The organism is Fontivita pretiosa, assembly GCF_050410795.1.
Lineage (GTDB): Bacteria > Planctomycetota > Phycisphaerae > Tepidisphaerales > Tepidisphaeraceae > Fontivita > Fontivita pretiosa.
This window is the reverse complement of record NZ_CP191258.1, coordinates 435,031-447,797: the sequence shown is the minus strand read 5'-3', so window position 1 is coordinate 447,797 and position 12,767 is coordinate 435,031. Positions and strand designations below refer to the sequence as shown.

The following is a 12,767-nucleotide window of genomic DNA, read 5'->3' as shown; positions in this document are numbered from 1 at the left end:
CGGTTGCGGCTCAGTAGCCGCGGATGAGCCAAAGTCCCTGGCGGACCAGCGCAGCCGCCAACGGCGCAATCACTTTGCCTGCGCCCAGCAGCAGAACCACCAGCAGCACCACCATCATCCCGCCGGCCGACGGTGACTCCACCATCCGCTGGTAGCTGCGGCTGAGGTTGGCCAGGATGCGCCAGCCGTCCAGAGGTGGCACGGGGATCAGGTTGAACATCGCCAGGGCGAAGTTGGCATACGCAAAAACGCCCAGCAGATATCGCGCGTTAGTCAGCGCATGGGGCATCTGCCCAACGCCGCGCTGATCGAAACGATCCCACAGACCCATGGCCAGCAGCGCCATCACGGCCAGCGCGACGTTGGACGCCGGTCCCGCTGCCGCCACCAGCGCCGGAGCATAGCGTCCACGCAGCCGCGCCGGCGAGATCGGCATCGATCCCCACGAGATCCCGGCCAGCAGCAGGAACACGATCGCCATCGGCCCCATGTGAACCAGGGGATTGAGGGTCATGTGTCCCGACTCGACAGGCGTGCGATCGCCCAGCCGGATTGCCACGATCCCGTGCGCCAGCTCGTGAACGCAGATGCTCACCACCACGGTGATGACGATCGCGAAGTAGAACTGCGGATCTTCACTGAGATAGCCGAGAAACACAGCCCCGGATCATATACCCGGATCGGCGGAAACAGAAGAATGTCCCCAGTGTCACGGACGTGCCGGCGGATGCAACCGATCATCGCACGCGCCGGAGGCGGGAAATGGGCGCGCCAGGAAGAGGCGGCGTCAGAATCCGCGTTCTGCGCAACTCCATGTTCACTTTCTGCGAGACTGGTCCAACCGCCGCTGCAAGGCGCGGACAGCGTCCACCAGATCGACGAACCGACGGCCGAAGGACGTGAAGTGATATTCCACCCGGGGCGGGACTTCGGGGTAGACCCGCCGATCAACAATCCCGAATCGCATCAGCTTCCGCAGCCGCTCGTTGAGCACCTTGGTGGAGATGCCGACACAAGCGCGTTCCAGCGCGCCCGGCCGGCACACGCCGTCGCGCAATGCGGTCAGTACGGTCATCGACCACTTGCAACCGACGACGCTCTCGACCATTTCCGCGACGGTTGGACCGCACGCTGATGCAGAAGGTTTTTCTGCACGGTTTTTTCTTTCGGCGGGGACTGAATTTGCACCGTCCGGTGCCCTGGACACCTTTCGGTGCCCGCTTGTCGAGCGGATTTTGGGTGCAATCATCGGGTGTTGTTCGAGCGTAGAACGGTTCAATTCCGAGTCCTCCAGCCAAAGGAGCATGGGTCATGATCAAAGCCACATTCTACCACGCGGGCTGCCCGGTCTGCGTCAGCGCCGAACACGCCATCGCGCAAAGCCTGGATCCCAGGCGGTTCGAGGTCGAGAGTGTCCACCTGGGACAGCACAAGGCGCGGATCGACGAGGCGCGTCGGGCGGGAGTGAAGTCGGTGCCGGCGCTGGTGATCGACGCAGCGGTCTATCACATCAACCACGGCGCGGACCTGAGCGCGCTGGGATGAACCTGACACATCGCCAGGTCCAACGATAATCCTGGTTCGCGCCAACAACGCCGCGGGCTACGATGCGCGGGCTTTTCCCACGAGGCGCCCGCATGAAGAGCCGCGCACAGTTCAAGGGTCATCCGCTTCACCCAGCATTGGTCGCGTTTCCCATCGCATTTCTGTACGGCTGTGTTGTCGCTGATGGGATCGGCCTGATCTTCGATCGCGCCAGCTTCTTTGTGGCCGGCGCGTATGCGAGCGTCGCGACAATTGTCATGGGGTTGCTGGCGGCTGTGCCGGGGCTGATCGACTACCTGAGCGTCGTGCCGCCGAGCAGCTCGGCAAGGAAACGCGCCACGCAGCATATGGTCATCAACGTCGCCGCGCTGGCGCTGGTGGCGATCGGCCTGTTCTTTCGAGACTGGACGACGCTGGTCCCGAGTTGGACTACGTTTGTGCTGGAGCTGGCCGGTACGGCGATGGTGAGCCTGGGCGGATGGCTCGGCGGAACGCTGGTCTTCCGCAACCAAATCGGCGTCGATCATCGCTTCGCGCATGCAGGAAAGTGGCACGAGATCACCATCGAAGGCGCCGCCGGGCAAAGCATCGCGATCGAGGGCGCCGATGAAATGAAACCGGGACAGATGTGGCTGGTGCGATGGAAATCAACCGCCCCGGGGGCGCCGGGCGCTCGCCGTCTGGTGCTGGCCAGGACCGATGAGGGCTTTGTCGCCTTCGACGATCACTGCACGCACCGTGGCGGCTCGCTGGCGGATGGGGCGCTGATTTGCGGGACGGTGCAATGCCCCTAGCACGGCTCGCAGTTCGACGCTCGCAGCGGTCAGGTCAAAGCCGGCCCCGCGGAAAAACCGATCGGGACGTATCATGTCGGGATTCAAAACGGCCGGGTGATGCTCACGCTGCCGGGCTAACGCCGATTCCTGTTGAATCAATCTTCAACGCAAGGCCGAGTCCCAAACGGACATCATGGCGAGATCTGTCCTTCGACCCGCGCCCTCAACACACCTCATCCAGCACATGCTCGGCCACGTAGATCGGCACGCTGGTGGCGATGCCCAGCGCGATCGCGTCGCTGGGGCGGCTGTCGATCTCGATGGTCTGACCGTTCTGGCGGATGTGGATGGTGGCGAAGAACGTGTGGTCCTGGAGGTTGGTGATCTCGATCCGCTCGACGGTGCCGCCGAGCTGCTCGATCACGTTGGCCAGCAGGTCATGCGTCATCGGCCGGGGCATGGGGATCCCTTTCAGTCGCCTGTCGATGGCGCTGGCTTCGGGGGTGCCGATGACGATCGGGAACTTCCGCTCACCGTCCACTTCTTTAAGGACGATGATCTGCTGCTCCTGCATGTCGGAGATGATGATCTTGTGCAGCTCCATCTGAACGGGCATGCCAACTGCTCCCGACGCCTCGCTTCCACGCTGCGTCTGAAACGAGCGTAGAAGTGGTGCGTAAAGCTGTCAAGCGAAAACCGCGAAGTGGTTGACTGGCGGCGGATTACATCGAGCGGGCAGGCCGAGCCAGCGGCGAGCGGCGGGCGGGCAAGCCGCGACACAGGCGGGGGTGCTGCTGCTCAGATTCCCTGCGCGGTCCCGGGGCGGTCTATCCGCGATCTGGCCATACACCCGGCATCGTGACGGAATTCACAACCGCGCCGACCTCAGTATACTGGGGTACAACCTCAAGCTGTGAACCGCCCCATGAATCGACCTCCAGCCCCTGCCCACAGCGGCGTGAAATGGATTCTGACCCTGGCCGCAGTGCTGGCGGGGACGATGGCGGGCGGTTACCTCCTGCTGCATTTTGCTCGCCCACTGGTTACCGTCAGCGAAGCGGTCGAGGGTCCGGTCGTCCAGGCCTTCTATTCCACCGGCACCATCGAGCCGCAACGCGAGTATCCGATCAAGAGCAGTGTCGCCGGCACGCTCACGGTCGTGCACGTCGACAAGGGAGACCGTGTCAGCAAAGGGCAGCCGCTGGCGGTGGTGGCCGATCCGGCGTTGACCTACCTGGCCGACAAGGCGCAGGCGGAGCTGGACGAGAAGCTGCGCCGTGCCGACGAGCGGACCTCGCCGGTGTTGCAGGAATTTGACGCGCGTCTGCGCGGCACCAATGAGCTGCTGGAGATCGCCCAGCGCGAAGTCCGCCGCATCTCCGATCTGCTTCAGCACAACGCCGCCGCCCAGAGCGACCTGGACCGTGCCATGGATCGCGCCCGGCAACTGCTGACCGAGGCCGAGTCGATCAAGGCGCAGCGCGACGCCAAGAAACTGGAGCTTGCGCGCGAGGTCGAGGTCGCCCGATCGGCACTGAACATCGCCAAATGGAATCTGGAGGAACAGACGCTCAAATCGCCGATCGACGGGGTCGTGCTGGATCGGCCCACCGCGGTGGGCACCCGCGTGGCGGTGAACGAGCCGATCATGCGCGTGGCGGACGTTCGACCGGAAAATCTCGTGATGCGCGCCGACGTGGACGAGGAGGATGTGGCCAAGGTCAATGTCGGACAAACCGTGCAGATGGTGCTGTATGCGTTTGCCGGGCGCGCGATCCGGGGAAAAGTCACGCGGATCTACGATCAGGCCGACCCGGATCGTCGCACGTTCGAGGTGGATGTGCGTCTGGATGAAATCGAGCCGCGGCTGGCGCCGGGGATGACCGGGGAGCTTGCATTCATTCTGGCCGAGAAGTCGCGCGCTCTGGTGGTGCCGTCGCAGGCGGTGCAGGGCGGCGCCGTTTACATCGTCCAGGATGGCAGGCTGCACAAGCCACAGGTGAGAATCGGGCTGCGCAGCGTCGAGCGGACCGAGATCATTTCCGGCCTGAACCCGGGCCAGCGCGTGGTGATCAGCCCGATTGGCGATCTGACCCCCGGGCGCGCGGTGCGCAGCGTCTTTGTCGATCCGATCACCGCCGCCGGATTGAACCGAAAACCCGTCGAAGAGCAGCCGTTCAAGGCATTTGACTGAGCAAAGGATGAACGATCAGGGCGGAAGAATGAAGTCCCAACCCCGCTTCCCGGACTTTCATTCCTCTGGCTTTTTCCCACTGTTGGTCTGATGCGCTGGTTCATCTGCATCCGTTATCTTCTAAGCCATCTGCGACAGACGCTGGTCTGCATCGCGGGGGTGGTCATCAGCGTCACGATGTTCGTGACGATGACGGCGATGATGCGCGGGTTTACCGACAAGTTCATCATCGAGACCGTCGAATCGACAGGACACATTACGATCAACGATGAGCCGCGCGCCAGGCAGACGCCGATTCTTGAGACGATCTATCCCGACCCCAACGCGCTGCTGGAGCTGCAAGGCCCCAAGCCGCGCGACGTGATCGAGAAAATCAAGAACCCCACCGGACTGATCGCGACGGTCCGGCGAATGCCGCTGGTCGTCGAAGCCTCGCCGATCGTCAAGGGCGACGCGGTCATCACCTACGGAAACAAGACGTATGCGATCGTGGTCGAGGGCGTCGAACCTGATCGACACGTGAACGTCACGACGATCGGACAGAAGGTTACCCAAGGCGCGTTCCTGCGATTGAAAATGACATCCGACGGCATCGTGCTGGGACGCGGAGTCGCGATCACTCTGGGCGTGAAGATCGACGATCTGATCACCGTCACCAGCTCCACCGGCGGCAAGATCATCGCCAAGGTTGTCGGCATCTTCAGCACCGGCGTGACGCCGGTGGACTATTCCCGCGGCTACATGCAGCTCACCAGCGCCCAGACCCTGCTGAACAAGAAGAACATCGTCAACGAGATCGTGGTCCGCACCAGCGATTACACCCGCGCCCGGGAAATCGCGGCACAAATCGAGCAGATCAGCGGCTACAAGACCGAAAGCTGGCAGGAGGCCAACGAGAACTTCCTGAAGATCTTCCGCATCCAGACGATCATCACCTACTTCATCACCGGCGCGCTGCTGGTGGTGGCGGCGTTCGGGGTGCTGAACATCCTGATCATGGCGGTGCTGGAGCGCGTCAACGACATCGCGATCCTCAAGAGCTTCGGTTTCTCCCGGGCGGATATCACGCAGATTTACCTGCTTCAGGGGATGGTGATCGGGCTGATCGGCTCGATCCTGGGGCTGATCTTCGGCAAGATCGCCGTCGAGGGGCTGCGGCGGGTGCCGATCCAGATGGAAGGCCTGATCAAAGCCGACGGGCTTTTGATGAGTGAGCATCTCAGCCAGTATGTCACGGCGTTTTTCGGGGCGATGGCGATCGTGCTTCTGGCGGCGGTGTACCCCGCGCGCCGCGCGGCCAGGTACGATCCGGTGGAAGTCATCCGCGGGGCACACTGATCCGCAGCGCCACGATCATCGCGGTCGCGGATGAAGAACAAGCCAGCCTGGACTTGCTCCCGCGGCTGGCCCGGCGGACAGGATTTGGGCTTCCTTCCCGACTCGCCAGACGGTAGGCTGTGCCCGGCATGACACCAGACCAGGCCAGAGAGCTGATGAACCAGTGGACGGCCAGCCCGGCGCTTCGCGTGCACATGGAAGCGGTGGCGGCGTGCATGGGTGCGTACGCGGAGAAGCTTCAGCCGGATCAGAAGGACCGCTGGATCGTCTGTGGTCTGCTGCACGACATGGACTACGAGAAGCACCCCACGCCCGCGGAGCATCCGTTTGTCGCGGTGGGGCACCTGCGGAAACTGGGCACGGTGGATGAGGAGATCCTCACGGCGATTCTGGGGCACGCCGACTACAGCAACACGCCGCGGACGACCCCGATGGCCAGGGCGCTGTTCGCGGTGGATGAGTTGGCGGGATTCATCGTCGCCTGCTGCAAAGTGCGTCCTAACGGCATCGGCGATCTGGAGCCATCCAGCGTGCGCAAGAAGCTGAAGGACAAGGCGTTTGCCGCGGCGGTGAGTCGGGAGGACATCCGCCGAGGCATTGCGGAACTGGGGGTGGAAGAGACGGAGCACCTTCACACATGTATCCAGGCGATGCGCGCGGTTCGCGAGCGGCTTGGGGTGTGAGCGGCTGTGGGGCGCGAGCGCCGGGGGCGTGAGCCGGATGCTGCCCGGATGTCCCTTGCGTTATCCTAGATAATCACTCATCATTATCGATAGATTTTGTGTGACAAAATCGCCGATTTGACGTACAGTGCTGTGCGTTCAAGATTTCACGGAGTGCTTAAAAGCATGGTATAAACGAGTGGGTGGTCCCTGCGGTCTTCAGGTTGCCCGGCCGCATGGGACATGGATGTGCCAAGCCAACCGGAATCAGCATAAGAAAAGCAAAGACAAAGCCTAAGCAGCAGAGGTCACGCGATGGATCAGCAGCTTGCCTCCGCCGGGACCAGGCCGTCGCCCGTCGGAGCCTTCAGAAGGACGGCCAGCGTCGCCACCGCCGCGATCGGTTTGTTTGCCCTGCCCGGCTTCGCTCACGCGGCCAGCGAAGCAAGCCTTCACATCCCCGACCTGAACAGCGCCACGTTCCTGGGTGCAGTGGGCGGCCGAGCGCTTTTGATGTGGGGGCTGGCGATCTGTGCCCTGGGCATGGTCTTCGGATTGCTCATTTACCGTCATCTGAAACATCTGCCGGTGCATCCGGCGATGCGCGAGGTCTCCGAGACGATCTATGAGACCTGTAAGACGTATCTGCTGACCCAGGGCAAGTTCATCCTGATTCTGGAGCTGTTCATCGGCGCCGCGATCATCGCCTACTTTGGATTCCTCGCCAGGGACGCCGATGGCAATGCCTTTGGTGCCGGCAAGGTCGCGATCATCCTGCTGTTCAGCCTCATCGGCATCGCGGGAAGCTACGGAGTGGCGGCGTTCGGCATCCGCGTCAACACCTTCGCCAACAGCCGCACCGCACTGGCCTCGCTGAGCGGAAAGCCCTATCCGGTCTACTCGATCCCGCTCAAGGCCGGCATGAGCATCGGCATGGTCCTCATCAGCGTCGAGCTTCTGCTGATGCTGCTGATCCTGCTGTTCGTCCCGGGGAACCTCGCCGGGCCATGCTTCATCGGCTTTGCCATCGGGGAGTCGCTTGGGGCCGCGGCGCTGCGCGTGGCGGGGGGGATCTTTACCAAGATCGCCGACATCGGCGCGGACCTCATGAAGATCGTCTTCAACGTCAAGGAAGACGACGCGCGGAACCCGGGCGTGATCGCCGACTGCACCGGCGACAACGCGGGCGACTCGATCGGGCCCACCGCCGACGGCTTCGAGACCTACGGCGTGACCGGCGTGGCGCTGATCACCTTCATCCTCGCCGCCGTCACCGGCAACAGCTCCATCGGCCTGAGCGCGCCGCAGACGCAGGTCAAGCTGCTGGTCTGGATCTTCGCGATGCGCATCGTGATGGTGCTGGCCAGCGGCATCGCCTACTGGATTAACGAGCTGATCGCCAAAGCCCGCTATGCCAACGTTCGCCACTTCGACTTCGAAGTGCCGCTGACGACGCTGGTGTGGCTGGCGTCGTTCATCTCGATCGTGCTGACGTACGTGACGTCGTACCTGCTGATCGGCGATCTGGGCGCCGGGCCGCTGTGGGTCAAGCTGGCGACGATCATTACCTGCGGCACGCTCGCCGGCGCGATCATCCCGGAAGTGACCACCTTCTTCACCTCGACTCACAGCCGCCACGTGCAGGAGGTCGTCGCCACCAGCCGCGAGGGCGGGGCGTCGCTGAACATCCTCTCGGGGCTGACCGCGGGAAACTACAGCGCCTTCTGGGTCGCGGGAGTGGTAATCCTCGGCTTGATGGCGCTGGCGTTTCATGTCAGCGCGATTGGCGGCGCGGAAACCGGGCTGGCGCAGATCATGCAGGCGCCGGCGGTCTTCGCCTTCGGACTGGTCGCCTTCGGCTTTCTGGGCATGGGCCCGGTCACCATCGCCGTGGACAGCTACGGCCCGGTGACCGACAACGCCCAGAGCGTCTACGAGCTTTCTCTGATCGAACAGGTGCCCGACATCAGGCAGGAGCTGAAGCGCGACTTCAACATTGACGCCGACTTCGAGCACGCCAAGTACCTGCTGGAAGAAAACGACGGCGCCGGCAACACCTTCAAGGCCACGGCCAAGCCGGTGCTGATCGGCACGGCGGTCGTCGGCGCCACGACCATGATCTTCTCGATCATCATGGTGCTGACCAACGGGCTGACGGATCACGTCGGTTTGAGCAAGCTGTCGATCCTGCACGCGCCGTTTCTGATGGGGTTGCTGGCGGGCAGCGCGGTGATCTACTGGTTCAGCGGGGCAAGCTGCCAGGCCGTCATCACCGGCGCCTACCGCGCCGTCGAATACATCAAGCGGCACATGCACCTTGGCGCCGGCGAGAAGCGCGCCTCGATGGCCGAATCCAAACGCGTCGTGGAGATCTGCACCAGGTACGCTCAGGCGGGGATGTTCAACATCTTCCTTGCGGTCTTCTTCATCACGCTGTCGGCGGCGTTCGCCGAGCCGTACTTCTTTGTGGCATTTTTGATTGGTCTGGCGATCACGGGGCTGTTCCAGGCGATTTTCATGGCCAACGCGGGCGGCGCCTGGGACAACGCCAAGAAGATCGTCGAGGTCGAGCTGCGCGAGAAGGGCACGGCACTGCACGCGGCCACCGTCGTAGGCGACACCGTCGGCGATCCGTTCAAGGACACCTCCTCGGTCGCGCTGAACCCGATCATCAAGTTCAGCACGCTCTTCGGGCTGCTGGCCGTGGAGCTGGCGCTGCATGTTCCGCGGGTCACGAGCATGGTGTTGGGTGGCGTGTTCTTTGTGGTCGCGGCGGTGTTCGTGTATCGCAGCTTCTACGCGATGCGGATCCGCTCCGATTCTGTTGCCCAGGCCGAACTGGCCCATGCCCGGGCCCATCCGCAGGGCCAGCAGGCGGTCGTTGGCGCGGGCGTACCGGCGGGCGCCGCCTACGAGCCGGCCGGCAAGTAGCCGCCCGCACACCTGTGCGCAGCGGTTTTTCTCGTGTCACGGGCTGGCTTGCTGCTGCTCGAAGTCTGCCTGCGCGCCGCAAAGGCGAGATTCGTTTGACCCTCCCCCGGGCTTCCGTATAATTTCGCAGTCCTGTCCTGGCACCATCTTGGCCCTGCGCGCGTGCGTTTGTGGCGGGCTGATATTGCGGCGGAGACCCATGGCACGAGTCGAACTGGAAAAAGTCACCAAGATCTACCCCGGCGGAGTCAAAGCAGTCGATAACATCGACCTGTCGATCCGGGATCAGGAGTTCATCGTTCTGGTCGGGCCATCTGGTTGCGGCAAGAGCACGACGTTGCGGATGGTGGCGGGGCTGGAAGAGATTTCCTCGGGCATCATTCGCATCGGCGATCGGATCGTCAACGACGTCCCGCCCAAGGATCGCGACATTGCGATGGTGTTCCAGAACTACGCCCTGTACCCGCACATGACGGTGTACAAGAACATGGCCTTCGGGCTGAAGCTGCGGGGCATGCCGCGGGCGCAGATCCATGAGCGGGTGATGCAGGCAGCCAGGATTCTGGATATCGAACACTTGCTGGACCGCAAGCCCAAGGCGCTGTCCGGCGGGCAGAGGCAGCGAGTGGCGGTGGGGCGGGCGATTGTCCGCGAGCCGGCGGCTTTCCTGTTCGACGAGCCGCTGAGCAACCTGGACGCCAAGCTGCGCGTCACCACCCGCGCTGAGCTCAAACGCCTGCATCAGAGACTCAAAACCACGACGATCTACGTGACCCACGATCAGGAAGAGGCGATGACCCTGGGAGATCGGATCGTGGTGATGAAGGATGGGGTGATCCAGCAGGCCGACACGCCGCTGAGGACCTATAATCATCCGAACAACCGTTTCGTCGCCGGCTTCATCGGGATGCCGCCGATGAACTTTTTCGACGGTGCGTTGAAGGTGGAGGACGGCCGGTTGGTGTTCGAGGAGGGTCGGCTGGAGAATGCCAGGGCCCAGTCGGGCGGCAACGGCAACGGTAAGCCGCGTTCCGATGAGCCGCTGGTGATGGTGGGCGAGTTGACCTTGCCCGGCAACGGGTTTAAGCTGCCGGTTCCCGATCACCTGCGTGATCGGCTGGCCGGGATGGTCGGACGACATGTGGTGCTGGGTGTCAGGCCCGAGCACTTCCACCTTCGACCGGTGGACAGTGATTCGCCGAACAGTTCAGCACCGTTGCGAGTACAGTTGAACGTGGTGGAGCCGCTGGGCAACGATATGGATTTGTACATGAGCACCAACCTGAGCCCGCACGTGGTGGGCCGGGTGGAGGCTCAGTCGGGCCTTGAAGCCAATTCGCAGGTGACGTTGTACGTCGATCTGCGGAAGGTCCATTTTTTCGAGCCCGGAGCGACCGGGATGAACCTGAGCCTTGTCAACGAGACGGCCCATGCGAATGCAGTTGCATAACAACCATGCATAAGCATCGGGTCATCTTCAGGGCTGAGCGTGGCCGCCGGAGCTGGCCAGACCCGCTGAACCGGAGGGAGGCCGGATGAGCGGGTGAGCGTGTCTTACACGCCGGCGCCGGCCGGGCCGGCTCACAGGTTCGCCTGTCGTGGTATGCGGGCTGCCCACTCGGGGTAGCCCAATTTGTTTTGGCGGTCAGAACTTGTCGCGGTTGATCGAGCCGACAGGTCCTGACCCCGGCGGACGCAGCGGTCGAATCGTCCGCAGCATGTAAGTAAGGAAGCATCAGACTAAGAGAGGTTGCAGCCGTGAACCAGGAATTGATCAGGATTGTCGATGGGATCGCCCGCGACAAGAACATCGAACGCGAGCAGATCTACAGCGACATCGAGCAGGCGATTGCGTCGGGCCTGCGCAAACAGTTCAACACGGAGGATACCAGCGAGTTCACGGTGACGCTGGACCGCACGACCGGGGACATCACCGCCACCCGACAGGGCCAGCCGCTGCCGTTGTCGGTGGTCGGTCGTATCGGCGCCCAGACCGTCAAGCAGGTGATGATCCAGCTCATCCGCGCCGATGAGCGCGGCAGCATCTACGAGGAGTACAAGGACCGCGTCGGAACGATCGTCACCGGCACGATCGCGCGATTCGAGGGCGGCACCATGATCGTCAACCTCGGACGCGTCGAAGGGATCATGCCCAAGTCGGAGCAGATCCCCGGCGAAGCGCACCAGGTCGGCGAGCGGATCCAGGCGCTGATCCTGGAGGTCCGCGACACGCCCAGCGCCGTCAAGATTATCCTCAGCCGGGCGCATCCGGAACTGATCCGCCGGCTGTTCGAGCGCGAAGTGCCGGAAGTTGGTGAGCGGACGATCGAGATCAAGGCCCTGGCGCGGGAGCCGGGGCATCGCACCAAGATCGCCGTCAGCTCGATCGACTCGAAGGTGGATGCGGTCGGCGCATGCGTGGGCGTGCGCGGCAGCCGGATCAAGAACATCGTGGACGAGCTGGGCGGGGAAAAGATCGACATCGTCCGCTGGAACGAGTCCAGCCAGATCCTGATCAGCAATGCGCTGAAGCCCGCGGAAGTGGCGGAAGTCTCGCTGTGCTTTGAACTTGGGCGCGCGACGGTCGTAGTAAACGAGGATCAACTCTCCCTGGCGATCGGCAAGCGCGGACAAAACGTGCGCCTGGCGGCTCGCCTGACCGGTTGGGACATCGATATCCTCACGCCTCCGGAGTTCCAGGCCGGTGTGCAGCGGCTGGACCAGACCCTCAAGAGTGTCCCGGGTGTCACCCAGGAGATGGTGGACAAGATCATTGCCCTGGGCCTGATTGACGTGCGCGACATCGAAGAAGTCGGCACCGGGCCTCTGGTCGAGGAAGTCGGCATGAGCCAGGAGCTGGCCGAGAAGGTCATGCAGCGCTGCATCGAGGAAGCCAAGCTGGTGACCGCCGAGCAGGAGCAGAAGAAGGCCGCCGAAGCGGCGCAGAAGAAGGCCGACGCCAAGGCGCTGGCCGAAGCCGGCAGCCGCGGCGTGGACGCGGTGGCGTTTGCCAATCCGCTGCTCCAGCAGGCGCCGATCAGTGAGGAATCGGCAACCGAGGCGGTGGATGCTGGCGGCGACGGACGCCTGCCCGCGGCGCTGCAGGCCACCGAAGGCGTGGCGCCGGAGATCTCCACGCATGCCGAGGGATCGGCGGGCATGGGCGCCTCCGAGCTTTCGCCTGAGGAGCGGGCGATCCAGGGAATCCATGCCTCGCCGGGCGGCGAGGACAACAGGAAGGGATTCGAGGAAAACGGACAGATCGTTGAATTGGCCGAGGGACGCGACAGTCCCCCGGCGTCGCGGCGTGATGAGCCGTAG

At 63.4% G+C, this 12,767-nt stretch carries 11 protein-coding genes; 8 read left to right on the top strand and 3 right to left on the bottom strand.

The genetic code is table 11. The features are described 5' to 3' along the window. Window positions 1-10 precede the first annotated feature (10 nt). Both ACQS5P_RS01735 and ACQS5P_RS01730 read right to left on the bottom strand, forming a co-directional pair. A complete protein-coding gene (locus ACQS5P_RS01735; protein WP_428939180.1) occupies window positions 11-658 on the bottom strand; it encodes a site-2 protease family protein in 648 nt (215 codons plus the stop codon). 159 nt (window positions 659-817) lie between these two features. Further along, the gene (locus tag ACQS5P_RS01730; protein WP_428939179.1) at window positions 818-1,306 is read right to left on the bottom strand and encodes a winged helix-turn-helix transcriptional regulator; all 489 of its coding nucleotides are present in this window, start codon (window positions 1,304-1,306) and stop codon (window positions 818-820) included. Window positions 1,307-1,311: 5 nt separating this feature from the next. Between ACQS5P_RS01730 and ACQS5P_RS01725 the strand changes: the two genes are divergently transcribed. After that, window positions 1,312-1,545 (top strand): thioredoxin, encoded by a 234-nt coding sequence (locus tag ACQS5P_RS01725; RefSeq protein ID WP_428939178.1) that lies wholly within the window; start codon window positions 1,312-1,314, stop codon window positions 1,543-1,545. A gap of 92 nt (window positions 1,546-1,637) precedes the next feature. Continuing rightward, on the top strand, window positions 1,638-2,339 hold the full coding sequence (locus tag ACQS5P_RS01720; protein WP_428939177.1) for a DUF2231 domain-containing protein: 702 nt from the start codon (window positions 1,638-1,640) through the stop codon (window positions 2,337-2,339). 205 nt (window positions 2,340-2,544) lie between these two features. Here ACQS5P_RS01720 and ACQS5P_RS01715 read toward each other — a convergent pair whose 3' ends face one another. After that, window positions 2,545-2,937: a bifunctional nuclease family protein gene (locus ACQS5P_RS01715; RefSeq protein ID WP_428939176.1), complete on the bottom strand. Its 393-nt coding sequence runs from the start codon at window positions 2,935-2,937 to the stop codon at window positions 2,545-2,547. A 309-nt stretch (window positions 2,938-3,246) separates the two neighbouring features. On the opposite strand from ACQS5P_RS01715, the gene ACQS5P_RS01710 reads away from it, so the two are divergent. From ACQS5P_RS01710 to nusA, 6 genes are all read left to right on the top strand, one after another. Beyond that, window positions 3,247-4,515, top strand: coding sequence for an efflux RND transporter periplasmic adaptor subunit (locus ACQS5P_RS01710; RefSeq protein ID WP_428939175.1), 1,269 nt, complete (start codon window positions 3,247-3,249; stop codon window positions 4,513-4,515). Between the two features lie 90 nt (window positions 4,516-4,605). After that, a complete protein-coding gene (locus ACQS5P_RS01705; protein ID WP_428939174.1) occupies window positions 4,606-5,853 on the top strand; it encodes an ABC transporter permease in 1,248 nt (415 codons plus the stop codon). Window positions 5,854-5,981: 128 nt separating this feature from the next. Then, a complete protein-coding gene (locus tag ACQS5P_RS01700; protein ID WP_428939173.1) occupies window positions 5,982-6,536 on the top strand; it encodes an HD domain-containing protein in 555 nt (184 codons plus the stop codon). A gap of 294 nt (window positions 6,537-6,830) precedes the next feature. Continuing rightward, window positions 6,831-9,446: a sodium-translocating pyrophosphatase gene (locus tag ACQS5P_RS01695; protein ID WP_428939172.1), complete on the top strand. Its 2,616-nt coding sequence runs from the start codon at window positions 6,831-6,833 to the stop codon at window positions 9,444-9,446. 199 nt (window positions 9,447-9,645) lie between these two features. Beyond that, window positions 9,646-10,896, top strand: a complete 1,251-nt coding sequence (locus ACQS5P_RS01690) for an ABC transporter ATP-binding protein (RefSeq protein ID WP_428939171.1) — start codon at window positions 9,646-9,648, stop codon at window positions 10,894-10,896. Between the two features lie 308 nt (window positions 10,897-11,204). Next, window positions 11,205-12,767 carry a transcription termination factor NusA gene (gene nusA, locus ACQS5P_RS01685; protein ID WP_428939170.1) on the top strand — a complete coding sequence of 521 codons (1,563 nt, stop codon included), beginning with the start codon at window positions 11,205-11,207 and terminating at the stop codon, window positions 12,765-12,767.